Below are 23,655 nucleotides of genomic sequence, written 5' to 3' on the forward strand. Positions count from 1 at the left end.
GCCGTTGCGGGCGGCCGACGCAACCATCAGTTGAGTTTCCACTTGCTGATGATCTGATCGAGCGAACCATCAGCCTTGATCGCAGCGATGCCCTTGTTGACCTGCTCCAGTGTCGCACTGTCACCTTTGCGCATGATCAGGCAGACATCCCCGATCACCACGGGCTGATAGCTCTGGACCAGATGCACCTTGTTCTGCGTGCCTTGAGCCAATTGGTAGGCGACGACCGGACGATCGGCGAAGCCTGCCTTGATACGACCAAGCGCCAGGTCTCGCATCAGGTCCGGGATCGAATCATAGCTACGGACTTCCTTGAAGACGCCACGCTTGTTCAGCTCATCGATGAACACGGTACCGACCTGGGCGCCGACGACCTCACCGGCAAAGTCCTCCATGCGGGTGTACTGGGTCTGGTCGTCGACCTTGACGATCAACCCCTCGCCATAGCTGAAGACCGGATCGGAATACTGCACCACCTTTTCCCGCGCCGGCGTGCGGAGCATGGCCGCGGAAATCAGGTCGATCTTGTTTGAAGTCAGTGACGGAATGAGTGAAGCGAAAGTGGTCTGCTGGATCTCCACCTCGAAACCACCAGCCTTGGCCACCGCCTGCGCGGCGTCAACCATCATGCCCTGGATGCTCTGGCTCTTGACGTCGAGAAAGGTGAAGGGAATGCCCGTCGCGGTTGCGCCAACCTTGTAGACGGGCTCGGCGACGACATTGGCTGAAACGATGCTGGTAGCCAGGGCAACAACGAACGTGAGTGCACGAAAGCGAGTAAGCATGGCGTATCTCCCATTGGACGCTTTTATTTGTCTTAAGTCCGGTAAGGGTTGCCCCAAGTGAATGGCAGGAGGGCTTAAAATGACTATAAACGATTTACTAAAATCGTAAAGAGATTTATAAGTATCGAATATCGATATACACAAAGCAAAAAAACAAGGATTTCCATATGAGCGATACCCCTCATCCCCTGTTCAATCAGTCATTGGAGAAAGGCCTGGCGGTGTTGCGAGCTTTCAACGCATCCAGGCGCACGATGAATCTGGCGGATATCGCGCAAGCGGCAGAGATCAACAAAAGCTCCGCCCAACGCATGATCCACACCCTCGAAGAGCTGGGTTATGTGCGCAAGCATCCGCAGACCAAACGCTTCCAGCTGACCCCGAAGGTCATGGAAATCGGCTACAACTACCTGGCCGCCGACACGCTGGTCGACGTGGCCAACCCATTCCTTGCCGAGCTCGCGCAGGCTACCGGAGAGACGACCAATCTGACCGAGCCCGACGGGCTGGACATGGTCTACGTCGCTCGCTTCGTAGCGCCGAAATTCATCCCAATCCACATGCCCATCGGCAGCCGCATACCGATGTACTGCACCGGTTCCGGACGGGCCTTTCTCAGTGCCCAGCCAGACGACGAACTCGCTGCCACCCTGCAAGCCAGCGATCGCAAACGACACACCCAGTACACACTGACCGAGATCGACGACATCATCGAGCAGATCGAGATCACGCGGCGCAGGGGTTACGCCATAAACAAGGAAGAGCTGTTCCTGGGCGACATGTCCATTGCCGCGCCAATCATAGGCAGCCAGGGTTTGCCGGTGGCGGCAGTGCATGTGGTCGTGCCCAGCAGTCGCTGGACCATGGAGGAAGCCGAACGCAAGCTGGCGCCCGCGGTTATCGAATGCGCGCGGGCGATTCGCTCGTCAATACGAACCCTGTAGCCGATCTACTTTTGCGACAGCCTGAATGCGGGCATGCGGGTCATGATCGGCATCGTTAAGGGCATCGGCTTTTCAGGGATGCTCATGGGGCACGCCGCGATCACAATTATCGTGGGGCGCTTTGGCCTGGAGTCGCTGATGTACTTCCCGCTCATTCTGCTGGGCCTGCTGGCGGTGTTCGGCCCGATGCTGGTTCGCACGGGTACGCCAAAGACCCAACCGCTGACGCAGAAACTGCCGGCTCTTTGAATCCGCATGCGTGAACTGGCTATTGGCAATGCGGCATTCGGCTCAAGCAGGATTGGAAACAGCGAGTTTGAGCCCAAACGCGACAAAAACACCGCCCGTGAGCCGATCAAGTGCCTTCAGGGCCGCCGGCCGCTTCAGGAAACTGCTCAACGGCACCGTAGCCGCTACCAGGATGCCGAACCAGGCCAGCGTCAACAGCACGTGTAACGCTGCAAGGAAGAATGAATAGCTGGCAACGCTCGAACCACTCGGGACGAACTGGGGGAGAAAAGTGACGTAGAAGACGCCTATTTTGGGGTTCAGCAGGTTAGTCAATAAACCGCGGATAAAGGCGTCACGCGCAGTGACAGCCATGTTCTCGTTCCCCTGCCCTTGCAGAGTTGTCCTAGGTCGCAGCAGCAGTTTGATCCCCAACCAAACGAGATAAGCTGCGCCGACAATTTTCAGCACTAGGTAAGCCCACTCCGAAGCTTGCAACAGGGCGCCGAGCCCCAGTGACACCGCCGCTCCCCACACCAGGCACCCGAGCGCAATACCGATAGAGGCCATCAACGCCGAGCGTCGACCACCGGTCGCTGTAGCGCGAAGAACCATGGCAGTGTCCACGCCGGGGGTAACAGTGAGCACTGACGCAGCAGCGATGAAGGCTAGCAGCAGGGGTAAGTCGCTCATTTGGGTTTCCATGGCAGTAGGCCGCTCGTACGGCTACCCACTCTAATTAGCCACTTGAAGTTTGGTCAAACGTTCTGTGTAGCCCGTCGGCCAAGGACCTGTGGCACCGAAACCTGCGAACGCGAACGCCGGCAACAGCCCGAGTCTGGGCAATAAGGCGCTAACGAGTTCGCGTTGACGAGCAAGACTGTTCTCCAAAAATCAAATGCATTTGTGGGCGATGGTGATCACCACCGTCGACGTCCTAGGCAAAAGATCAGGACATGGTTTTCTTGTCTACCCCTGAAGCTCCCAGCGGGTTCAAACTCCACCTGTTTGCGCGGATGTTGAGTGGCCTTGACATGTCCGATCGTGGAAACAGCCGTGGCGCACTCAACAGCAGGTTTCGATCTCGACCTCGCAACCTCCGAGGCCAGGTCTCTTGCGCCTTAAGACTAAAACCTGTGTGGTCTCACACTCTCCACTCCGCTATGAGGCTCAAGCCAATTCGGCTAAAGATGCCGGATTGAAGCCTTTCAGATCTGCGTAATCGCCACTTTCCACTTTGGCGACCCAATCCTTGTCACTCAACAGGACACGCCCTACAGCGATCAGATCAAACTCTTCGCGCTCCATACGCTCGACGAGGCGGTCCAAGCTTGCAGGGGCTGAGCCCTTGCCGGCGAAGGCGTTAGTGACATCGTTATCCAGCCCAACCGAACCGACGCTAATGGTTGTGGCTCCAGTGACTTTTTTCGCCCAGCCCGCGCAGTTCAGCCCGTTCTCACCATCAATTTCAGGAAACTCAGGATCCCAGAAGCGTCGCTGCGAGCAATGCAGAACATCAACACCCGCCTCAACCAATGGCAGCAGCCAGTCTTCCATCAGTGCTGGGGTCTGGGCGAGACGCACACCAAAGTCCTGCTGCTTCCATTGACTGACGCGCATGATGATAGGGAATTCGGGCCCGACCGCATGACGAACTGCAGACACGATCTCGGCGGCGAAGCGGGAGCGCTCTTTGATCGTTGGTCCGCCATAACGATCAGTACGCCGATTGGTGCCGGCCCAGAAGAACTGATCGATCAAATAACCATGAGCACCATGGATCTCGACCGTATCGAAACCCAGCCGCTTGGCATCCGCCGCTGCCCTGGCAAAAGCAGCGACTGTGTCTGCAATATCCTCTTCGCTCATCGCCACGCCGCGCGGCTCGTTTGGCGAATCGAGGCCAGATGGGCTTTCAACCGGCGCATCAGGCTCCCAGCCGCTGACATCACGCACTGCGCCGGTGTGCCAGAGTTGCGGCCCCATACGGCCCCCAGCACTGTGAACAGAATCGATCACGTTCTTCCATCCAGCTAACGCTGCTTCACCGTGGAAAAAAGGAATGCCAGAACCGTTACGTGAAGCGGGACGATCGATGACGGTCCCTTCTGACAAAATCAACCCGACCCGCCCCTCAGCCCGCCGCCGGTAGTATGCGGCGCTCCCTTCACCGGGGATGCCCTGCGGCGAAAATTGTCTGGTCATCGGCGACATGACAATCCGGTTTTTCAGTTCAAGCGACCGGATCGAAAAAGGACGAAATAGTATGCTGGTATCAGGGTTTGACATGGGGTGGACTCCGTTTGCTTTTGGAAGCCATATAAGTATATTTTGTAAACCAAATGTCAATTAGGCACCTAGAGTCGCCTAGGTATATATGAGGAAACTTCGATGCTGGAATTAAAGCCGCAATGTTTCTCGTCGGAATGCCCAAGCCGGGCGCTGTTCGACCAGATCGCAGATAAGTGGTCAATGATGGTATTGGCGGTGCTTGATGATGGCCCGCACCGCTTCAATGCCATCAAACGCCGCCTGGAGGGCGTCACTCAGAAGGCACTGACACAGTGCCTGCGGCGGCTGGAGCGAAATGGCCTCGTCTCGCGCAAGGTCATCTCATTCTCGCCTGTGGCAGTGCAGTATGAGATCACCCCACTTGGTCAAACTCTGCAGCAGCCATTTCGCGAATTGCATAAATGGACGCTCGACAAATTGCCTGAGGTTGAAGCGGCCCGGTTGAAGTTTGACGAGGCCGCAGAGGTAAACCTGACGGTGTGATTCTCTTGATTGACTCGCCGATGCTGTCATGCCCGTCTGCAGTTAAAAATTGCAGCAACTAGATATAACTTGGCGAGATCTAGCTCCACGGGGGGACAGCGCTTACCCACGAGCTACAGCTTATAATTCAATGTCATCAGTGCATTACGCGGCGCCCCATAACTGACAGTGTCGAAATCTCCTTTCTGCGTTGCATATTTTTTATCGAACACATTATTAACATTGATTGATACATCCATGTTCCTGGTCAGTTCATAACGCGCCATCAGTGACGTCAACGCATAGGGATCTTGTTCCGCCACCCTTGTGCTGGTACTGCTGCTTAAGAAGCGGCTTTGCCATTTGACGCCTGCGCCCAGCGTTAGCTTATCCAACACTCCGGGTAATTTATACGTAGTGAACATCTGAGCGGTAGTGCGTGGAACCTGTGCATTAAGCCTGGCGCCGTTGCCATCTTTGGCTGTGAAAGCGGCGAAGCCGGCATAGATATTCCAATTGGAAGAAACTTCACCCTGCATGTCAAACTCGATCCCGCGGGACTTGGTGCCATCAACACCTTTGTAAGCCTGAGCACCGCCTGGCGTAAGAAGATTGCCATCTACTTGTGCAGCATTGTCCAATTCGGTGTCAAACAATGCGACAGACGCATTTAGGCGCCCCTCCAGGTATTCAGCCTTGAGGCCAATCTCTTTCGTCTTACCTTCAGTAGGCGTGAGGACGTTGCCATTGCTATCTCGGAACGATGTTTGCGGGTTATATATGCCGGTATAGCTGATGTATACGGAATACGTGCTATTAATGTCGTATATCAAACCTGCATAAGGCGTAAACTCATTGCTTTTCTTATAATTGAACGGTGCTCCGCCTGCGGTCTCGTCAATCTCGTACCGGCTGAACCGCCCGCCGACAATCAGCTTCAATGGATCGGCCAGAGAGAATCTTGCAGTGCTGTAGAAGCCGCGCTGTTTAACCTCGGTATTCGTCGGCATGGACGTCATTGCATCAAAGTCGGGTTTGGGGAAATGACTATTCCAATCGTAGATATTGCCGGGGGTGAAGCCCAGAATAAAAGGACTGACATCGTCTCTATTCGAGGTATATCGGGAACTCATGCCGCCCACTACCAAGTCATGTTGGCGCCCCATTAAATCAAACGGACCGCTCGCCATTACATCGAAGGTGTTTTGACGGCTTTTCCCTTCGCCAGCCAATGCACTCGGATAAGTGCCATTGGGGAAGGTGCCCAATCCAGTATCCTGATCGGGTGTACCGAAACCTCCCATTAACTGGGAGTCATACTTAGTACGATACTGGTTTACGACACCCTGGATCTTCCAACCGTTATCAAACCTTTGTTCAAGTTCGGCGAAAACAGTTTGCCGAGTACTGTCCCAACGATTCCAGTCCGCAGCCATGGATTTGGAACGCGACCATTGTGCCTCTGAGCCATTGCTGAACCATAGAGGAACACCGCCCCAAGTAGGTCGTTTAGGGGAACTGTTCTGATAGTCGTACCCTATATCCAAGGTGGTGTCTTCGGTGAGCTCTGCTTCAATGATCCCGTAGAACGCTTGCTTTTGTGTTTGATAACCATCGATGTAGGAGTGACCATCGTTATTGACCCCCACCATACGTGCTCGGACACGACCGTCTGTTGTCAGCGGCACGGAAATATCCCCCATCTCCCGAAAATTGTCCCATGACCCCGCACTGATAGAGGTTGAGGCCGAAAACTCTGGTGTTGGTCTTTTGCGCACCAGGTTGACCGCAGCAGACGGATTGCCCGTGCCAGTGAGAAGTCCGTTCGCTCCGCGCACAATTTCGACCCGGTCGTAAAATGCGGTTTCCAGGTCACTGATACCACTGCCGTTTATGACGTCGCCGATGACGGCCGGTATGCCGTCATACTGGATGTTGTCGATCAGAAAGCCTCGGGAATAAAAACTCGTGCGCTGGCTATCAGATTGGTAAGACGAGATGCCGGTCGTGTTCTTCAGCACCCCCTGGACTGAATCCAGTTTTTGATCGTCCATGCGCTGACGCGTTACCACGGAAATTGATTGCGGCGTCTCCCGCAGCGTCAGCGGTAAGCGAGTTGCGGCCGTGGTCTGGCCGGTGGTGTAAAGCCCAGTCCCTTCCGTCGTGGTGGCATCGGGTGTTCCTGTCGCGCTTATCGTCACCGATGGGAGGATCATCGTGCCCTGAGACGGTGTGCTCTCGTCAGCTTCAGTAATGTCCTGCGCCATCACACAACTCGAACTACCTAAAAACACAAGCAGCGCTGCAGCAACTGGTTTTTTCACCAGACGCTGAGGCACGCAGTGGCGCCTCCCACCGCAGTAAGTCAACGAAATCCACATCAGCCATTCCTTATCAATAAAAAACAGACAGCGGCCGACCGTCGAGAGACGAATTTGAGGGAAGGCCGAGAACTCACCCGGAACCAGACCGGAGAACGGAAGTGACAAATCAATCTCAGATGAAACTGATTAGCATTCGTTGTCGCGCAATCTAGCAACAAGCAGTCATTGCCAGATATCGAGGTATGGCCAGATTATTTTCCAGTTCAGCCAATGTTCGCGATGGGTCGTTTTCTGGCCGGAATTGAGCGTAACCGCCGTCAACTTTGACTTTGATTAGGAATGAGGGAGGTATGTTTGCGGTATCGTTCTACGATGCCTTGGGAGGGGCGGATCGCAATACAGCACCAGAAACGATAGGGCCGATTAGCCGCCATTCACGTCATCAAGGAAACAGGATCGACGCCACGTGCGAGGAGTCACCAGCGATGGGAGCACTGGCTGAGCGGGCGGAAAGATACTGCACAGGCGGTTTGCCTACGGTTTTGCGGAACATCGTGATAAAGCCGCTGGGGCCCTCATAACCGAGCTCCAATGCAACCGTTTGAACGCTCTCTCCTTTGGCCATGCGCTGCAGTGACAGAATCACATGCAACTGCCGACGCCAACGCCCAAAACTCATCCCTATTTCCTGAAGTAACAGCCGACTCATGCTGCGCTCACTCATACCGATGCGAGTGGCCCAATCGTGCACCGAAACCTTAACCGCAGGGTCGGCCAAGAGCATTTCGGCGAGCCTGCGCAGACGCGTGTCGCGAGGCATCGGTAAATGAAGGTCCTGCACGGGGGCCGCCGACAATTCATCCAACAACGTTGCGATCAAGCGTTCTTCGCGCGCGCCAGTGACTGCGTTTCCCGAGAAGCTTGCCGTCTTCAGCAACAACTCACGCAGCAGCGGCGATACGCCAATCGTGCAGCAACCTCGCGGGAGATCCGGGGCGGCATCAGGTTCAACAAACAGGCAATAACACTCCGTTTCTCCGGAGCCACGTGCCGCATGTGACAAACCACCGGGTATCCAGACGGCGCATTGCGGTGGAACGATCCAGACGCCATCTTCTATTTCACAATTGAGGACACCGCGCACGGAGTAAAGCAGTTGCGCCTTACGATGTTGATGACCGGCCTGCTCCCAGTCCTTGCTGACCATCGAAGCGCTGAGTGCAACGACGGGCCGCGAAATGCTGTCAACGTCCCACTTGGTAAACGTGTCTTTGTTAGCAGTGTTCGCCATAGCAGGTGTATGCCTTTCGCTAAGCCAAGGAAAAAAAAAATCTGGCTGATTCGAACAATATTGTGGCCAGACTGTGCAATTACGCCGACCCGCTTACAGGGTATCCTGAAACTGCGAGACATCACAGAGGTTTGGCAACTCGTCGAAGGACTATAGAAATGCGTATAGATGCCACCCAATTTCCATTCGTTTGGCTGCAAAAGACCACACTGGGCGATAGCCAAGAAAAATCACTTGCTGAGTTCGAAGCCCTGATTGCCCGCAATGAACCCTTCGTCCTCCTAAGCAGCGAAGGTCTGGATAAGGAGCAACCGGAACACTCACCAGACGAAATGAAACAAATGGCTCTGTGGATGAAGCGCCATAAAAGTGAGCTCAAGAAGTATGTCAAAGCCTCGATTCATATCGAATCAAATCTCACCAAACGTTTAGCGGGCAAAGCGTTCGCAGTCGTGTATGAAAAGTTTTGGGGCTATCCCATGCTCATGACAGCGACTGAAGATGAGGCCTTGGCGCTGGCGCAGAAATTATTGGAACCCACGCTCATGAAAACCAGAGTGTTTTAGAAAAGTAGCGGCGTGCCTGAACGCCGCCTACTTAACAAGGAGTGCGATCGAAAGATGCTTTATAGCAGCGAGATGGGATAATTAATGAAAATCCGGTTTTCATCAAACTCATTAGTACTGAAGTCCCGACGAATCGACGCATTGCGCCATTTCACGTTGAGGTTTTTCAGCGCGCCGCTCTGCACGGTGTAGGCCAGTTCGGTTTCACGGCCCCATTCCTTGCCGTCATCGACCGTGGCGGTGTGCACATTGTCGCCGCTGATGTAGCGGTTCATCAGGGTCAGGCCCGGCACGCCGACGGCAGCAAAGTTGAAGTCATGGCGCAGTTGCCAGGATTTTTCCTTGGCGTTGTCATAGCTGGAGTTGTAGCTGTCGTTGGCCAGGGTGCCGCCGCTGGTGCCGTTGACGCGCATCCAGGCGTCATCACCGCCGACTTTTTGCAGGCCGACGTAGAAGGTGTTGCCGCCGTATTTGGCCGAGAGCATGGCGAACGCAGTTTTGTTGTCCAGGTCGCCGGCCAGCGCGCTGCCGTCTTCCTTGCCGATGAAGTAGCCGAGGTTGGCGCCCAGGGTCCAGTCACCGATGGGCTGGCTGTGGGTCAGGTTGAAATACTGCTGCTGGTAGATGTCGGACAGTTCCGCGTACCAGACGCCGACCTGAGTGCGTTTTTCGTTGAAGGCGTATTCACCGCCGCCGAAGTTGAAACGGTCGGAGGTGAACGCGCCGCGGCCGTTCATCGACATGTCTTCCATGCTCGCGTCGTTGCGCGGGCTGTTGGCGCGGAATTGACCGCCGTACAGCGTCAGGCCGTTGATCTCGGTGGAGGTCACCTGGCCACCGCGGAAGGTTTGCGGCAGGGAGCGGCCATCGTCGGAGCGCAGGATTGGCAGCACCGGCATCCATTCACCGACCTTCAGCTCGGTCTTCGACACCTTGGCCTTGAGGGCGACGCCGAGGCGACCGAAATCGTCGGCCGGACGACCGTCATCATGCACGGGCAGCAATTGTGTGCCCGCAGTGCCACGGCCGCCGTCGAGCTTGACCGAGTACGTGCCCAGCACATCCACACCAAAACCGACCACGCCCTGGGTGAAACCGGACTTGGCGTCGAGAATGAAGTTCTGGGTCCATTCCTCGGCTTTACCTTGGGCAGCGTTCGGGTTGGTGAAGTTACGATTGATGTAAGCATTGCGCAAATTGAGGGTGGCCTTGGCGCCATCGACAAAACCGCTATTCTGATCGGCTTGAACAGCCGCTGACGAACCCGCGCAGACCGCAAGAGTCAGACGGATCAGAGAGTGATGTGCAGGCACGCCGCGGGAAATAACAGGGTAGCGCATGATAATTTCTCACAATGAATTATTATTGTTTTTGTTGCGATTTTTAGCTCTTCATTCAACCTATGCACAGGCCGCTCGAAGAACTACTTCCGAGCCACTGCTGGGAACACTATCTGTCTTGTATTAGCCCTTTATTGAGTAACTTGATAATGGGTTGATATTCACCTCAAACAAAATCCGAGCGTGCGCAGACGCGAGCCGAACTCAATGCCTGTAATGACACGCTCGTGAGGAATTGCCTAAGAACAACGACTGAAAGTTAAAACGTGTGCGAACGCTCGGCGATCAACCCGCACTTCCCGGCGTTTTGCAACGTGTGTATTCCAATTGATAAAGCGTGGTTTCCGGCCCCACTGATTGCCCTTCCAACAGCCGTTGCAACTCCGCCACAAAAGACTCGCCGGCGACACGAACATAGTCGGGCGCACAACCTTCGATCATGACGATCCAGGCCGGTATTTGCGTCCCCTCGGCGCGGGCCTTTTTCTCTGCGGTTTCAACCTTGCTCACGGCTTCATCAGCCACACACAAGTGCACGCCGGTAATTCCCTGTTTATCTGCGAGGGGAGGAAGTACGCGTTGGCGCAATGCGTCTGATACCGATTTATGTTGCCCTTCGACAACATCGAAACGGACCGTTAACAAATACGCGCCCTGCCCCACACCGCTGGTGTAAGTAACCTCGCAAATGGATCGCGCGACGTTGCGATAGGACTTCACCGACTGTTGGGTCCACGCCGTCGGACTGTTGAGACGCGATAGATAATCCTGCCCGCCCAGCACCTGCACCGTATCCGCCTCATAGAGGTTGAAGTAGGTAGGCCCTGCATCCAAAGCGATGTATCGACGCCCCCGCAAAAAACCCGGAATCCCGGCCCGCTCAGGCATGTGTTCACGGTTATGCCACTCATAGAACTCGTCCCGCGCTTCGGGCAAAAGATCGTGCCAGATCGCGACTACTCCTGTTCCTGCAAAGCTCATAGCGTTTTCCTCTAGCGATAGTCAGTCAACGTTGGGATGGCGACCGGCGACCCAGGCAGCGCCCATTTCAGCAACGTAAGGAACCACGGTCTGAAATTGCTCACCCAGCCCTTGGCCGCCGACACGCATGGTGTCACCCGCCTTGAGAAATACCGGTGGTTTCTGCCCGAGCCCTACACCGGGTGGCGTACCGGTAATGATGACGTCACCCGGCATTAGCGGCATGAAGCGACTGAGGTACGCGACAATATGTGCAACGCTGAAAATCATCGTACGGGTATTGCCGGTCTGGAGACGTTTGCCATTCACATCGAGCCAGAGGTCAAGTGCCTGCGGATCGGCAATTTCGTCACGGGTGACCAACCAAGGTCCCAGAGGTGCGAAAGAAAAGCCGCTTTTCCCCTTGGTCCACTGGCCTTCGTACTCAAGCTGATAAGCCCGCTCGGAAACATCATTGGCCAGGCAATAACCGGCGATGTGTTCCAAAGCCCGCGACTCATCGATCTGCCAGGCGGGCGTACCGATGACGATGGCCAGTTCGACTTCCCAATCAAGCTTCTGGGCACCCGTCGGTAAAATCACCGGGTCGTTGGGTCCGCTGATGGATGCGGTGTGCTTGTTGAATACCACCGGTTGGCTCGGGATAGGCGTATCCGTTTCAGCTGCGTGATCGGAGTAGTTCAGACCGATGCAAATCAGGTTCGGTACGTTGCCTACGCATGGACCAAGACGTGTGCCAGGCGCCACCACCGGCAGCTTTTCAACGTCAACAGCACGCAGTTTTTCAAGCACTGTGGGGCTCAGGGCCGACGCATCGATGTCATCGACAATGCCCGAAAGGTCTCGAACGATCCCTTGCGAATCCAAAACTCCCGGCTGTTCCTGCCCCGGTAAACCAAAACGAACTAAGCGCATTTGTTACTCCTCCAGCGTTGAGAAATGGACAGACAATGAGCCTGCTTCGCCGAACCGAACATGCAGTGGCTGATTGACGGGCACATCGAGAACACCTGCATAGGACCCGGTGATAACCACCTGCCCTGCTTGCAGCCCTATCCCTTGTGTAGACAGAAAATTGGCCAGCCATACGATCGGCAACAGCGGATCCCCGTCCGGATGGCGGCCCTTGATATTCACAAGCTCTGCCGTTGCATCGCTCAGGGTGATATCCAGTTCAGAGGGCATGCTGGCAGCGTTCGACAGCGTGATTGGCGCCCCGAGTACCAGGCCGTGATTGAATAGACCATCGGCGAGCAGTTGCTCGAACGGCAATGAGTGTGGATCGGTGTAACGGCAGTCGATCACTTCCAGTGCCAAGTGCACGTCACTGATCGCAGCAGCAATCTCTCCAGCTGTATAAGGCTCGGCACGAGCCGGCAAATCATGGGCCAGGACGCACGCCAGTTCAGGCTCGATGCGCGCCTTATCGGCGTCGGCGGCCAGTGAGTAGCGTTCGCCTTTTACAATGCTGTCGCTGTAGATCGGGGCCACGATCCACTTGCCAGCCGGGGGTAATGCACACTTCCATCCCCCGACGGTTTTTCCAGCCAATGGCCCTACGTGCTGCTGAATGGCAAAACCTTGTGCCAGGCTGCCTGGCAGGTTCGGGCCTGGCAAGGATGCCAGCCGGACACCCTCCAGCCGTGCACGGACCAAAGCGGCAGCCGCGACTTCCAGCCCTGCCCCCGCCTCGGTCCATGCAGGTGCGAGCTGGCTCATACGCTCTCCGAATGCACGTTGTTCTGGCGCGGCCAAACCGTACCCAGCTTGTTGGCTGCATCTTCCAGCAGAGCATGCAATTCGTCATAACGTTCAGGCTGCATGCGCAAGACCGGGCCGGCGATACTCATCGTGCCAACCACCGTACCGGACGGAACCAGCTTGACCGGTACGGCAATCGCCCAGACACCCGCCTCGGCTTCTTCAATGACCAAGCCATACCCGCGCTTGCGGGTCAGCGCCAGCTCGGCCAACAAGCCTTCGATGCTGTTGATCGCTTTCGGCCCCTGCCCCATCCCGGCATCAGCTTTCCCCAATCCACTACGCAACGCATGCTCAATGGCCAGTTCATCAGGCATTGATGCCAGCCAGGCCTTGCCATTGGCGGTGGCGTAGAGATTGATCGGTTTATCCATGGCCGGCGAATACATGAGCCCCGGCGCGGCGCCTTGGGCCGAAGACAGCCAGGACAAGGTGCCCTCGTTGACCACCGTCAGCCGCACCAACTCCTGGCACTGAACAGCCACTTGCTCAAGGATCGGCTGGACCAACTCAGGCAAACCAATTCCATGCAAGTAGCGCTGCCCCAACAGCGCCAGCTTCAGCGTCAAGCGGTACTGCGAGGTGGCTTCATCCTGCTCTGCCCATCCTTGCTCGACCAACTGAGCAAGCACTCGATGAGCGGGCCCCTTTTCCAAGCCCAACTCAGCGGCGATATCGGACATCCGCATCCAGCGAGCTTCACGTGCCAGCAGCTCGATAGCCTCCAGGCAGCGGTCAACAGCACCTTTAACGACTCTCATATTTTTCTCGACTTATCTTTGACAATGAGGTGAATGTGAGCAACATTGTTCGTACTGGAACGACGTTCCAATAGTATGCAGGCGCCATCCGATAAGTCAAACCCGCTTGTATCTGGCTGACCTTATCGAGACAGGGTGGGACCCGCAGGCATCTCCAGGAAGCAGGGACGCCCGACCGATATGAAACGGGTTCGGCTCTTTTCATCAATAGAAATGAGCCTGCGTATGTCCAATCTTTTGCGGAAGAACACCCAATGCATCTCCCCCTCCCGCCTTACCTACAGCAGTCCGCGGGCAGCAAGATTGTGCATCATTGCTCGCAAGCCGAAAGTCCAGGGCGCAGCCTCATGGCTGTAGGTGACTGCGTTGCGCAATGTACCCAGCAACGGGCTCCCGATGCTGACCTCATCACCCTGCTTATGCGTAAAGCCGCTTCCCGGCTCCTCACGATCCTGGGTAGGCGCAAACAATGTCCCGAGAAACAGCATGAAGCCATCAGGGTATTGGTGATCGCCGCCGATCGTCTGGGCCACGAGATCCAACGGGTCACGGCTGATCAGCGCCATGGAGCTGCTGCCTTTAAGGATGAAGCCGTCGTCGCCCTGAACCCGAAGATCCACGACGCAATTGCGCACGTCATCGAGCGTAAACGCTTCATCGAACAGACGAATAAATGGGCCGATCGCACAGGACGCATTGTTGTCCTTGGCCTTGCTCAACAGCAGTGCACTGCGGCCTTCGAAATCACGCAAGTTGACGTCATTGCCCAAGGTGACGCCATGCACTTGGCCTCGACTGTTCACCGCCAGCACAATTTCCGGTTCCGGGTTGTTCCATTCAGACTTGTGATGAATGCCGATTTCACTGCCGCTGCCCACTGCGGCCAGAACCGGTGCCTTAGTGAAAATCTCCGCATCCGGGCCGATACCGACCTCCAGGTATTGCGACCACATACCCTGCTTGATCAGCACCGCCTTGAGGCGCATCGCGTCTGGCGAGCCTGGCTTGATTGCCCGCAAGTTATCGCCGATTGCCTCTTGCACCAAGCGGCGAACACTTTCCGCTTTGGCGGCATCGCCTCGGGCCTGCTCCTCGATGACCCGCTCGATCATGCTGGAGGCGAACGTTACCCCGGCCGCCTTGATGACTTGCAGATCTGCTGGGGGCAACAGCGATGCCTTGCCGGGATCGGCATGGCTGCCAGTGTTTCCAAGCAACGCCTCGACAGTCCCGATATACCTGCCAGACGCCTGACGAACCGCCAACAACGGCGAGGTGTGTTCCAGCAGTTCGCTTATTGTCGAAAAGGTTTCAGAAAGATCAAACACACCATCCTCGCGCAGCACTACCGGCGAGGGTCCTGCAATCGCACCCGGGATCCAGGCACGGCCGATCAGTGTTCCGGCCAAGCCATCCACTGGCAGGGTGTTTTCGCGCGTCAGTTTCAAGTTCGCCATAGAGCTTCCAGATCAGTCAGCCATCAGAGCCGCAAAGCTAATGGACCGCCCGTGCGAATCCCAATGAAAGAATCTCACTAATCAATGCTGTTTCGTTATCGACAGACAAGGCCTTATCCAATGGAAAACGATCAAATTACTTTTGGCAGTGTCACCCGATGGCTGAAGATCAAACATTTGGTACTGGTCAATAGCTTGGCCAAGACCCGCAATATGCACACGACCGCAGAACACATGAATGTTACGCAACCGGCCATCAGTAAATTGCTTCGCGATCTGGAAGTACTCTTGGGTTTCCCACTGTTCGAGCGCCAGACGCGCAACCTGGTGCTGACTGAACTAGGGGAGTTCGTGGCTCGTTATGCGCGTATTACCCTGGAAGACACCGAATTGTTCGTCGACCAAGTCAACAAGCTGCGAAGAGGCGGGCATGGTCATTTGAAAATCGGCACCATTTTCGCCGCGACATCAGTGGTGTTGCCTGAAGCCATCGCCAGCATAAAGCGGGAGCGCCCTCTGCTTTCTATCGAGGTGATCGAACAAACCAGCAACCATCTGCTGGAAATGCTCGAACAAAAAAAACTCGATTTGATCATCGCCCGCTTCACGGATGAGGATTGTCAGCCTTTCGAATTTACGCCGCTGGGGCCTGAACCCTTTTGTCTCGTCGCGAACAGCGCACATCCGCTGTGCCAACTTGAAGTGGTGCCCACTGAAGCACTCAGCGAATGGCCATGGGTCATGTATCCCTTCAATACGCCGATCCGACAACGCATGGAGCGTGCTTTCACGAAGTTCAAGATCGTTCCGCCCACCAACACGGTGGAGACAATTTCCATGCAAACCTTCCTGCAGTTGCTGCAGTCTGGGCCAATGCTCGCCATGCTCCCCGAGTCCATGGTCCAGTCGCACCTGCAAAATGGCCAACTGCAAATCCTCGACACCCCCTTCAAAGTTGAATCTCAGGATTACGGGGTTATCACTCGCAAGGATGAACCCCTGTCAGAGCCGACGCGGACGTTTATTGCGACCTTATTGGAATTCGCCAGACAGCGGCAGACAGCGACAGAGAAGAAACACCGCAGCCATCCCAGACAAAGCCGATGAGGCAAAGTTATCGAGCAATCGAAAGCTCTCATTAGGCAGCCATTTCCATGAATCCTATAGTGCCGGCACAAAAGTGCGGCGCTACCAGCGACCGCGCACTACCCAGCAGCCCGTGAGGATGCGATGGAACTGATCATGAAAACCGGCGCAGCAGCTGTGCTGCGCTTGAACCCGCTGGACGATGTGCTTATCGCACGCCGACCGCTGCTTGCTGGCGAATTTCTTGAGCAAGAAGGCGTGACTGTCCGGCAAGCGATTGTACCGGGTCATAAAGTAGCCTCCCGGCGTATCGAAGCCGGTCAACCGGTGAGGCGCTATGGGCAAATCATTGGTTTTGCGGTTGTCGACATAGAAGCAGGCGAGCATATCCATGTGCACAATCTGGCCATGGGGGAATTCACTCGAGACTATGCCTTCAGCGTCGATGCGAAACCCAACGCCAAACCGAGTGAAGCCCCGTCGTTCATGGGTATCGTGCGCCCGGATGGACGCGTCGCGACACGCAACTACATCGGCATTCTCACGTCAGTGAATTGCTCTGCCACAGTCGCCCGGGCCATCGCAGACCATTTTCGTCGGGACATCAATCCGGCTGCACTGCAAGCGTATCCAAACGTCGACGGTGTTGTTGCTCTCACGCATTCCGCCGGCTGCGCCGTTGATCCCGCGGGCGACGGTTTGAGCATGTTGCGCCGGACATTGGCCGGGTATGCGACCCACGCCAACTTTGCGGCCGTGCTGGTCATCGGGTTGGGCTGCGAGACGAACCAAATCGACTCATTACTCACGACGCAAGGACTGACCCGTAGTAATACCCTGCGTACGTTCAACATCCAGGACAGTGGCGGTACGTCCAAGGCCATCGCCAGTGGCATTGACCACGTGAAGCAATTGCTTGGCGAGGCCAATCAGATCCAGCGTGAACCGGTCAGCGCTCGCCATCTGACCGTCGGGCTTCAGTGCGGTGGCTCGGATGGCTATTCCGGTATTACCGCCAACCCCGCACTGGGCAATGCGGTGGATCGCCTGGTCGCCTGCGGCGGTACCGCGATTCTTTCCGAAACCCCAGAAATCTACGGGGCCGAACACTTGCTGACGCGGCGGGCTGTCAGCCGTGAAGTCGGCGAAAAACTCATCGCTCGAATTCACTGGTGGGAACGCTACTGCGAGCGCATGGGGGCCGAGTTGAACAATAACCCCTCTGCCGGCAACAAGGCCGGTGGCTTGACCACCATTCTGGAAAAGTCCCTGGGCGCTGTGGCGAAGGCCGGCTCGAGCAATCTGATGGATGTCTACGAATATGCCCAGGCCGTCACTGCCAACGGGCTGGTTTTCATGGACACCCCTGGCTATGACCCGGTCTCGGCAACCGGTCAGGTCGCCGGTGGCGCCAACCTGATTGCGTTTACCACCGGTCGCGGATCGGCCTATGGCTGCGCCCCTGCCCCATCAATCAAGCTGGCGACTAATAGCGCCTTGTGGGCTCGTCAGCGAGAAGACATGGACATCAACTGCGGCGAAATAGCCGAAGACACTCTGACCATCGAAGAGTGCGGTGCCGCGATCTTTGAAACCATGCTGCGCATTGCCTCGGGCGAGCGCAGCATGAGCGAACAGCACGGATACGGACAAAATGAGTTCGTGCCTTGGCAGATCGGCGCCGTCACCTGATTTTCAGTCTTGGGAATGCCTTGCCCAGCTATCTCTTGCCCATTCAACCTGGAGACAACGATGCCCCTCATCACCGGCCAGAATTTTATCGGCGGTCAGCGCAGCGCCGCCGGCAGTATCATCGTCAAGAGTGTCGATGCCAGCACGGGGGAGACCTTGCCCTATGCCTTCCACCAGGCGACCTTGCAAGAAGTCGAGGACGCGGCTCATGCAGCCAACAACGCCTTTTCCAGCTACCGCTGCCTGAGCGCGAGCAAACGGGCTGAATTTCTCGATGCCATTGCCCAAGAGCTGGAGGCTTTGGACGATGAGTTTATTGCCCTGGTTTGCCGTGAAACAGCATTGCCCGTAGCTCGCATCCAGGGCGAACGCGCGCGTACCAGCGGTCAGATGCGCCTGTTTGCAAACGTACTGCGCCGTGGTGACTTCTATGGCGCTCGCATCGATCAGGCGTTACCACTTCGCAAGCCGTTGCCGCGCCCTGACCTTCGCCAGTACCGCACCGCCATCGGTCCGGTTGCGGTGTTTGGCGCCAGTAATTTTCCGTTGGCCTTCTCCACGGCCGGCGGCGATACCGCTTCCGCGCTCGCGGCGGGTTGTCCGGTGGTATTCAAAGCCCACAGCGGCCACATGGCGACTGCAGAACAGGTCGCCAACGCGATTATCCGGGCAGCCGAGCGCAGCGGCATGCCCGCCGGCGTCTTCAACATGATTTATGGCAGTGGCGTAGGTGAAGCCTTGGTCAAACACCCGCTCATCAAGGGTGTTGGTTTTACCGGCTCGCTCAAAGGCGGTCGAGCATTGTGCGACATGGCCGCCGCTCGCCCCGAGCCCATTCCCGTCTTCGCCGAGATGTCGAGCATCAACCCGGTCGTGATCCTGCCTCAGGCCCTCTCGCGTCGAGCCGACAGTATCGCTCACGATCTTGTCGCCTCGGTGGTTCAAGGTTGTGGGCAGTTTTGCACCAATCCCGGGCTGGTGGTTGGCATTCGCTCGGATGCTTTCAGTGCTTTTCAGAATAGAGTGGCAGCGTTGATAAGCGACCAACCGGCACAGACAATGCTCAACGCAGGCACGCTGCGTAGCTATGCGGCTGGCTTGCAGAACCTGCACGCGCACCCCGGCATCGTGCACCTGGCCGGCAGCAATCAACAGGGTCACCAGGCCCAGCCACAGTTGTTCAAGGCCGACGTAGAGTTACTGCTTAACGGCGACAAGGTTCTTCAAGAAGAAGTCTTCGGCCCCACGTCCATCTTCATCGAGGTCACTGACCAGGCGCAACTCAACGCTGCCATCAATGCCCTTCACGGACAATTGACCGCGACCCTGATTGGCGAGCCAGAAGACCTGACGCAATTCGCAGAGTTGACTGCTCTGTTGGAGATGAAGGTTGGCCGCATCCTCATCAACGGCTACCCAACGGGTGTCGAGGTCTGCGATTCAATGGTGCACGGCGGCCCTTACCCTGCGACTTCCGATAGTCGTGGCACCTCGGTTGGCACCTTGTCCATCGACCGCTTTCTGAGACCCGTCTGCTTCCAAAACTACCCGGATGCATTGCTTCCCGATGCGCTCAAGAACGCGAATCCGTTGAACATTTCGAGGCTTGTCGACGGTTATCCCTCGCGAGATAGCTTGTAGGTTGGCAAACGTGCAAGGCGGCGCAGGTGTTCTCCCAAGGCGCACGGGGCTCGTGCGCCTTGGGGTCATCCTGCACCGCTGACACGTCCAATTACAACGTTAAAACCTGTCGTTGGAGTCATTGCCCTCGGTAGGAAGCAACAGTGCTGGCAGCTGGCGCTAGGGAGCCTGTTCATCCGCTTACACCCTATTCGCTCAATTGCATGAGCGGGCTTTAGCGTGCGCGCTCGGCTCGGCGACGGTGCCTGGCGTATGCATTCAGCACCTCACGAATACCAGCGTCACGCCTTGATCACCAAGGAAAGACTTCCTTGACAATGCGGCGATTCCAGTAACAGAATTACTAATGGAACGTCGTTACAATAAAAACAATTGAAAAACCGGAGACACGTCATGAATCAGAGCATACCGATCGACGCTCATTCCAAAGGCCAGTCAAAGAAAGCCGCCGCCAGCGGTTGGATCGGCTCGGCATTGGAGTATTACGACTTCTTTATCTATGCGACCGCAGCGGCGTTGCTGTTCCCACAGCTCTTTTTCCCATCCGATAACCCAGCGGTCGGCATCATCGCCTCCCTGGCCAGCTTTGGTGTGGGTTACATCGCCCGGCCGATAGGCGCCGTCGTCCTGGGGCATTTAGGCGATCGTCATGGCCGTAAAACGGTTCTGGTCTACTGCATGTTCCTGATGGGCTTCTCGACGATGTGCATCGGACTTCTGCCAACGTACCAGCAGATCGGGATCTGGGCGCCGCTGCTGCTGGTGACGATGCGTCTGATTCAGGGTTTTGCGGTGGCCGGGGAGATCTCCTGCGCCAGTTCCATGATTCTCGAACACGCTCCGTCCGGTCGCCGTGGTTACTTCGCGAGCTTTACTCTCCAAGGGGTCCAGGCCGGACAGCTCCTCGCCGCAGCCGTTTTCCTGCCTCTGGCTCACTTCATGCCTGCGGATCAGTTCGCTTCCTGGGGTTGGCGGATTCCGTTCCTGCTTAGCGTCGTTGTCGTCATCATGGGCTATATCATTCGTCGCCAGGTCGATGAGACACCCGCATTTGCCGAGCAAAAAAAGCACGGCGAAGAAGCTACTGTTCTGCCAGTCGTCGAAGTCATCCGCCAGAGCTGGGGTGATCTCTTGCGCGTGATCTGCATGGCACTTGCCGCTGTGATCGCCATTGTCGCCTCGGTATTCGGCGCCACCTATGCGGTCCAACCGGCCTATGGAATCGGTTTCCCTGCTGGCGTCTATTTGTGGATTCCTTTGCTGGGTAACATGTGCGCGGTGATCCTGATCCCCTTCGTCGGCAACCTCTCAGACAAGATCGGCCGCAGGCCCCCAGTCATTGTTGGCGTGCTCTGCGCGGGACTGCTTTCGTACGCGTACCTGTACGCGATCAGCATCCACAATCTGTGGCTTTCGCTGATTCTCTCTGTACTCATGTGGGGCGTCGCCTACCAGGGTTTCAACGGCGTCTTCCCAAGCCTCTTTCCCGAACTGTTCCGCACGCGGGTGCGTGTGACCGGCATGGCCATCGGACAGAATATCGGGACCGCGATGACTGCGTTTCTCCCGGCAATCTTCGTCACTGTCGCGCCGCCCGGCTCCGAGAATATCCCTCTGAAAATCGGTTCCCTTACATTAGGTATCTGTGTGGTCGCTGCGATCGCGGCGTTCACTACGCGTGAAACGTACCGGATTCGCCTTGAAGATCTCGGCAAGCGCAACGCGGTGCCTATCGCCAAAGAAGAATACGATCGTCTGCGGGCCGAAGCGATGCAGGGCACAGCCCGGACAGCCGTCCCAAACGACCTGGCTAGCCAACTGCGCTCGTAACCACCTTCGAATTACACTGGTGCGACCCTCAGGTTTTCGCGCCCCACACAGGCCCGACGGGCAGAGCAGCATCATGCGGTTGGTATTTGCCTATGCAGAGCCATCCACGCTGTTCATGCCCCCAAAGGCAATCAGGGCGCCTCTTCCCGTCAACATCGAATATCAGGCAACCATGGCCTTACATATCACAGGAACAACTCGGCTTTATGGATTGGTCGGCCATCCGCTGGCGGCCGCCAAGTCTCCACAATTATTCAATCGACTCTTTATAGAACAGCAGGCAGACGCGGTTTGTATTCCTTTGGAGGTCAAGGCCGATGACCTGTCCTCGTTCGTGGCGGGTGCCAGAGCGCTGAACAATCTCGCCGGCATCCTGATCACCATGCCTCACAAACAAAGGATGCTGGCGGTTGTCGACGAACTTCATCCGACTGCGCGGCAAGTCGGTGCAATCAATGTCATTCGTTGCGAGACCGACGGACGCTGGGTCGGCGCCGTATTCGATGGCCTCGGTTGTGTCCTTGGCATGCAATGGGAAGGCTACTATCTCGCGGACAAAAACGTTCTTTTGGTCGGCGCTGGAGGCGCAGGCAGAGCGATCGCATTTGCCGTCGCGTCGGCGGGCGCTCGATCGCTGACTATTTCCGATGTCGACGAACAGCGAGCCGAGGAGCTGGCGAAAGCCGTTGCTGCCGAAACAGGTTGCATCACGCATCCCGGCCCTCCCGACCCACAGGGCCATGAAATCGTGATCAATGCCACGCCGCTTGGCATGAGCAAGAATGATCCTATGCCTGTGGACCCCGACCGGCTCGAGCCCGGCACCCTCGTCGTCGATATCATCAACTCGCCGGACTCGACACCGCTTTGCACTGCTGCGCGTAAACGAGGTTGTCCTACCCAGGACGGTGGCCCCATGCACAAAGGTCAGGCGTTGCTTGCACTGCGCTTCCTTGGGTTCGATTACCACCCCGATAACGTAACAGCACCGCGCCAGGAGTAAGTACATATGAAAGTTGCGTTACTGGAAGTCAGCCATTGGCACGTCCCGCTGTATCTGAATGCGCTTGAGACCCATGGGGTCCAAGTGGTGGCCGTGTCGGATTCGGAGCACGTGAAGGGTGAGGCGATTGCCGAGCGATTCAAATGCGCTTTGTATAGCTCATCCTTCGAATTGCTTGAGCGCGAGGAGATCGACTTTGCTTTCGTGTTCGGCAGGCATTCGCAAATGCCGTCACTGGCAGAGGCCGTGATCGCACGAAACATCCCCTTTGCCCTGGAAAAGCCCTGCGGCATCAACATGGCACAAGTCACACGGCTACGTGAGCTGGCCGAGCAAGCCAATCTCTACTGTGCTGTACCGCTGATCTTCCGCATGAGTGAACTGCTCAGTGCCCTGCAAGATGCCGAGGGACACTTGGCCACGGACTTCAACTACATGTCTTTCCGTTTCATCGTAGGTCCGCCCTCTCGTTATGAAACGGCAGGCTCAGGCTGGGTCATCGATCCTGCTTTTTCAGGAGGCGGATCGACGATCAACGTGGCGACGCATTTCATAGATCTCTTCAGACTGCTGACCGGCAAGGAAGTCTCGCGAGTCTCAGCCGTCATGAATTCACTCACGCATCGGGGTAACGTCGAAGACTATTCGTTATTGACCCTGCAGACTGAGGATGGCGTGATCGGTGTTGTGGAAACGGGATACAGTTTCCCCAGTACCTTTGATGAGCAGCGCGAGTTCTCTTTCACTCTTTCGTCCGACCACATGTATGCCAAATGCGGTCCTGACCGAATCGAAATAAGGGATCGGCAGAACCTTGCCGCCGGTACCCGAAGCCGCCGACTGCAATTGGACACTGACGTCTATTACCCTCTGTTCGTCAAGCAAGTGCTTGCCGAATGCCGTAACGGAGCCAAGCCCATCGCCTCATTACGCGACGCCGAGGCCATCATGCAGGTCATGGACGCGGCATACGCTTCAGCTCGGCAAGGAGGTACGCTTTTGACGCTTACGCCGACGCCTGGATGATTCGAGCCGCCGAGCAGCTCCGAGCACCTACGGAGCTCACAGTCGCGACTTGCCCCGGTCACCAGGCCAGATGAAGGTGATTGGGGCGCATATTTTTCCGTTCTCCACGTCGAGATGATGTCGAAGAACGTTGGATTCCCTCCACATCACCTAGCCAATACCAGGTGAGAGGACCGCATGCCCCC

21 protein-coding genes are annotated in these 23,655 nt (G+C 56.4%); 10 read left to right on the plus strand and 11 right to left on the minus strand.

Annotation, left to right across the window (positions count from 1 at the left end):
- Window positions 1-26: 26 nt before the first annotated feature.
- Window positions 27-785 carry an ABC transporter substrate-binding protein gene (locus PSH86_RS18875; protein WP_305484245.1) on the minus strand — a complete coding sequence of 253 codons (759 nt, stop codon included), beginning with the start codon at window positions 783-785 and terminating at the stop codon, window positions 27-29.
- Window positions 786-952: 167 nt separating this feature from the next.
- Here PSH86_RS18875 and PSH86_RS18880 point away from each other — a divergent pair, with 167 nt between their 5' ends.
- Both PSH86_RS18880 and PSH86_RS18885 read left to right on the plus strand, forming a co-directional pair.
- Window positions 953-1,729, plus strand: coding sequence for an IclR family transcriptional regulator (locus PSH86_RS18880; protein WP_232199768.1), 777 nt, complete (start codon window positions 953-955; stop codon window positions 1,727-1,729).
- Window positions 1,730-1,762: 33 nt separating this feature from the next.
- Entirely contained in the window at window positions 1,763-1,978 is a 216-nt protein-coding gene (locus PSH86_RS18885; protein ID WP_305484250.1) for a hypothetical protein, read from the plus strand.
- A gap of 42 nt (window positions 1,979-2,020) precedes the next feature.
- Here the strand turns inward: PSH86_RS18885 and PSH86_RS18890 are convergent, their stop codons facing one another.
- Together PSH86_RS18890 and PSH86_RS18895 are read right to left on the minus strand one after the other, a co-directional pair.
- The gene (locus PSH86_RS18890) at window positions 2,021-2,650 is read right to left on the minus strand and encodes a LysE family translocator (RefSeq protein ID WP_163858039.1); all 630 of its coding nucleotides are present in this window, start codon (window positions 2,648-2,650) and stop codon (window positions 2,021-2,023) included.
- A gap of 477 nt (window positions 2,651-3,127) precedes the next feature.
- Window positions 3,128-4,246, minus strand: coding sequence for an NADH:flavin oxidoreductase (locus PSH86_RS18895; protein WP_305484253.1), 1,119 nt, complete (start codon window positions 4,244-4,246; stop codon window positions 3,128-3,130).
- A 102-nt stretch (window positions 4,247-4,348) separates the two neighbouring features.
- On the opposite strand from PSH86_RS18895, the gene PSH86_RS18900 reads away from it, so the two are divergent.
- Window positions 4,349-4,732: a helix-turn-helix domain-containing protein gene (locus PSH86_RS18900; RefSeq protein WP_109753321.1), complete on the plus strand. Its 384-nt coding sequence runs from the start codon at window positions 4,349-4,351 to the stop codon at window positions 4,730-4,732.
- Window positions 4,733-4,845: 113 nt separating this feature from the next.
- Here PSH86_RS18900 and PSH86_RS18905 read toward each other — a convergent pair whose 3' ends face one another.
- Entirely contained in the window at window positions 4,846-7,200 is a 2,355-nt protein-coding gene (locus PSH86_RS18905) for a TonB-dependent siderophore receptor (protein ID WP_305484256.1), read from the minus strand.
- A 277-nt stretch (window positions 7,201-7,477) separates the two neighbouring features.
- Window positions 7,478-8,326 carry a helix-turn-helix domain-containing protein gene (locus tag PSH86_RS18910; protein WP_305484259.1) on the minus strand — a complete coding sequence of 283 codons (849 nt, stop codon included), beginning with the start codon at window positions 8,324-8,326 and terminating at the stop codon, window positions 7,478-7,480.
- Window positions 8,327-8,484: 158 nt separating this feature from the next.
- Between PSH86_RS18910 and PSH86_RS18915 the strand changes: the two genes are divergently transcribed.
- Entirely contained in the window at window positions 8,485-8,892 is a 408-nt protein-coding gene (locus PSH86_RS18915) for a hypothetical protein (protein WP_232199763.1), read from the plus strand.
- A 59-nt stretch (window positions 8,893-8,951) separates the two neighbouring features.
- Here the strand turns inward: PSH86_RS18915 and PSH86_RS18920 are convergent, their stop codons facing one another.
- The 6 genes from PSH86_RS18920 to PSH86_RS18945 form a co-directional block, all read right to left on the minus strand.
- Window positions 8,952-10,232 carry an OprD family porin gene (locus PSH86_RS18920; RefSeq protein WP_305484265.1) on the minus strand — a complete coding sequence of 427 codons (1,281 nt, stop codon included), beginning with the start codon at window positions 10,230-10,232 and terminating at the stop codon, window positions 8,952-8,954.
- A gap of 285 nt (window positions 10,233-10,517) precedes the next feature.
- Window positions 10,518-11,213: a DUF4286 family protein gene (locus tag PSH86_RS18925; RefSeq protein ID WP_109753326.1), complete on the minus strand. Its 696-nt coding sequence runs from the start codon at window positions 11,211-11,213 to the stop codon at window positions 10,518-10,520.
- Window positions 11,214-11,234: 21 nt separating this feature from the next.
- Window positions 11,235-12,128 (minus strand): fumarylacetoacetate hydrolase family protein, encoded by an 894-nt coding sequence (locus PSH86_RS18930; protein WP_109753327.1) that lies wholly within the window; start codon window positions 12,126-12,128, stop codon window positions 11,235-11,237.
- A 3-nt stretch (window positions 12,129-12,131) separates the two neighbouring features.
- The gene (locus PSH86_RS18935; RefSeq protein ID WP_109753328.1) at window positions 12,132-12,932 is read right to left on the minus strand and encodes a 2-keto-4-pentenoate hydratase; all 801 of its coding nucleotides are present in this window, start codon (window positions 12,930-12,932) and stop codon (window positions 12,132-12,134) included.
- Window positions 12,929-13,735 (minus strand): IclR family transcriptional regulator, encoded by an 807-nt coding sequence (locus PSH86_RS18940; RefSeq protein ID WP_305484269.1) that lies wholly within the window; start codon window positions 13,733-13,735, stop codon window positions 12,929-12,931. The genes PSH86_RS18935 and PSH86_RS18940 overlap by 4 nt, the downstream gene beginning before the upstream one ends.
- 278 nt (window positions 13,736-14,013) lie before the next feature.
- Window positions 14,014-15,192, minus strand: coding sequence for a fumarylacetoacetate hydrolase family protein (locus tag PSH86_RS18945; protein WP_176689515.1), 1,179 nt, complete (start codon window positions 15,190-15,192; stop codon window positions 14,014-14,016).
- A 120-nt stretch (window positions 15,193-15,312) separates the two neighbouring features.
- On the opposite strand from PSH86_RS18945, the gene PSH86_RS18950 reads away from it, so the two are divergent.
- The 6 genes from PSH86_RS18950 (at window position 15,313) to PSH86_RS18975 (ending at window position 23,470) form a co-directional block, all read left to right on the plus strand.
- A complete protein-coding gene (locus tag PSH86_RS18950) occupies window positions 15,313-16,299 on the plus strand; it encodes a LysR family transcriptional regulator (protein WP_305484273.1) in 987 nt (328 codons plus the stop codon).
- Between the two features lie 123 nt (window positions 16,300-16,422).
- On the plus strand, window positions 16,423-17,970 hold the full coding sequence (locus PSH86_RS18955) for a UxaA family hydrolase (RefSeq protein WP_176689513.1): 1,548 nt from the start codon (window positions 16,423-16,425) through the stop codon (window positions 17,968-17,970).
- A gap of 60 nt (window positions 17,971-18,030) precedes the next feature.
- A complete protein-coding gene (locus PSH86_RS18960; protein WP_212801110.1) occupies window positions 18,031-19,611 on the plus strand; it encodes an aldehyde dehydrogenase (NADP(+)) in 1,581 nt (526 codons plus the stop codon).
- 393 nt (window positions 19,612-20,004) lie between these two features.
- Window positions 20,005-21,441, plus strand: coding sequence for an MFS transporter (locus PSH86_RS18965; RefSeq protein ID WP_305484279.1), 1,437 nt, complete (start codon window positions 20,005-20,007; stop codon window positions 21,439-21,441).
- A 73-nt stretch (window positions 21,442-21,514) separates the two neighbouring features.
- Entirely contained in the window at window positions 21,515-22,444 is a 930-nt protein-coding gene (locus tag PSH86_RS18970) for a shikimate dehydrogenase (RefSeq protein WP_305484280.1), read from the plus strand.
- 6 nt (window positions 22,445-22,450) lie between these two features.
- Entirely contained in the window at window positions 22,451-23,470 is a 1,020-nt protein-coding gene (locus PSH86_RS18975) for a Gfo/Idh/MocA family protein (protein WP_305484283.1), read from the plus strand.
- The last annotated feature ends 185 nt before the right edge of the window (window positions 23,471-23,655 follow it).

It is taken from the genome of Pseudomonas sp. FP2300 (genome assembly GCF_030687595.1).
Lineage (GTDB): Bacteria > Pseudomonadota > Gammaproteobacteria > Pseudomonadales > Pseudomonadaceae > Aquipseudomonas > Aquipseudomonas bijieensis.

Bases quoted from the DNA above. Each gene is read 5' to 3' on its own strand.
- PSH86_RS18945 (WP_176689515.1), bottom strand. From the start codon at position 15,192: ATGGCGAACTTGAAACTGACGCGCGAAAACACCCTGCCAGTGGATGGC.
- PSH86_RS18900 (WP_109753321.1), top strand. From the start codon at position 4,349: ATGCTGGAATTAAAGCCGCAATGTTTCTCGTCGGAATGCCCAAGCCGG.
- PSH86_RS18975 (WP_305484283.1), top strand. From the start codon at position 22,451: ATGAAAGTTGCGTTACTGGAAGTCAGCCATTGGCACGTCCCGCTGTAT.
- PSH86_RS18935 (WP_109753328.1), bottom strand. From the start codon at position 12,932: ATGAGCCAGCTCGCACCTGCATGGACCGAGGCGGGGGCAGGGCTGGAA.
- PSH86_RS18965 (WP_305484279.1), top strand. From the start codon at position 20,005: ATGAATCAGAGCATACCGATCGACGCTCATTCCAAAGGCCAGTCAAAG.
- PSH86_RS18880 (WP_232199768.1), top strand. From the start codon at position 953: ATGAGCGATACCCCTCATCCCCTGTTCAATCAGTCATTGGAGAAAGGC.
- PSH86_RS18930 (WP_109753327.1), bottom strand. From the start codon at position 12,128: ATGCGCTTAGTTCGTTTTGGTTTACCGGGGCAGGAACAGCCGGGAGTT.
- PSH86_RS18915 (WP_232199763.1), top strand. From the start codon at position 8,485: ATGCGTATAGATGCCACCCAATTTCCATTCGTTTGGCTGCAAAAGACC.
- PSH86_RS18885 (WP_305484250.1), top strand. From the start codon at position 1,763: ATGCGGGTCATGATCGGCATCGTTAAGGGCATCGGCTTTTCAGGGATG.
- PSH86_RS18920 (WP_305484265.1), bottom strand. From the start codon at position 10,232: ATGCGCTACCCTGTTATTTCCCGCGGCGTGCCTGCACATCACTCTCTG.
- PSH86_RS18970 (WP_305484280.1), top strand. From the start codon at position 21,515: ATGCGGTTGGTATTTGCCTATGCAGAGCCATCCACGCTGTTCATGCCC.
- PSH86_RS18890 (WP_163858039.1), bottom strand. From the start codon at position 2,650: ATGAGCGACTTACCCCTGCTGCTAGCCTTCATCGCTGCTGCGTCAGTG.
- PSH86_RS18910 (WP_305484259.1), bottom strand. From the start codon at position 8,326: ATGGCGAACACTGCTAACAAAGACACGTTTACCAAGTGGGACGTTGAC.
- PSH86_RS18955 (WP_176689513.1), top strand. From the start codon at position 16,423: ATGGAACTGATCATGAAAACCGGCGCAGCAGCTGTGCTGCGCTTGAAC.
- PSH86_RS18940 (WP_305484269.1), bottom strand. From the start codon at position 13,735: ATGAGAGTCGTTAAAGGTGCTGTTGACCGCTGCCTGGAGGCTATCGAG.
- PSH86_RS18925 (WP_109753326.1), bottom strand. From the start codon at position 11,213: ATGAGCTTTGCAGGAACAGGAGTAGTCGCGATCTGGCACGATCTTTTG.
- PSH86_RS18895 (WP_305484253.1), bottom strand. From the start codon at position 4,246: ATGTCAAACCCTGATACCAGCATACTATTTCGTCCTTTTTCGATCCGG.
- PSH86_RS18950 (WP_305484273.1), top strand. From the start codon at position 15,313: ATGGAAAACGATCAAATTACTTTTGGCAGTGTCACCCGATGGCTGAAG.
- PSH86_RS18960 (WP_212801110.1), top strand. From the start codon at position 18,031: ATGCCCCTCATCACCGGCCAGAATTTTATCGGCGGTCAGCGCAGCGCC.
- PSH86_RS18875 (WP_305484245.1), bottom strand. From the start codon at position 785: ATGCTTACTCGCTTTCGTGCACTCACGTTCGTTGTTGCCCTGGCTACC.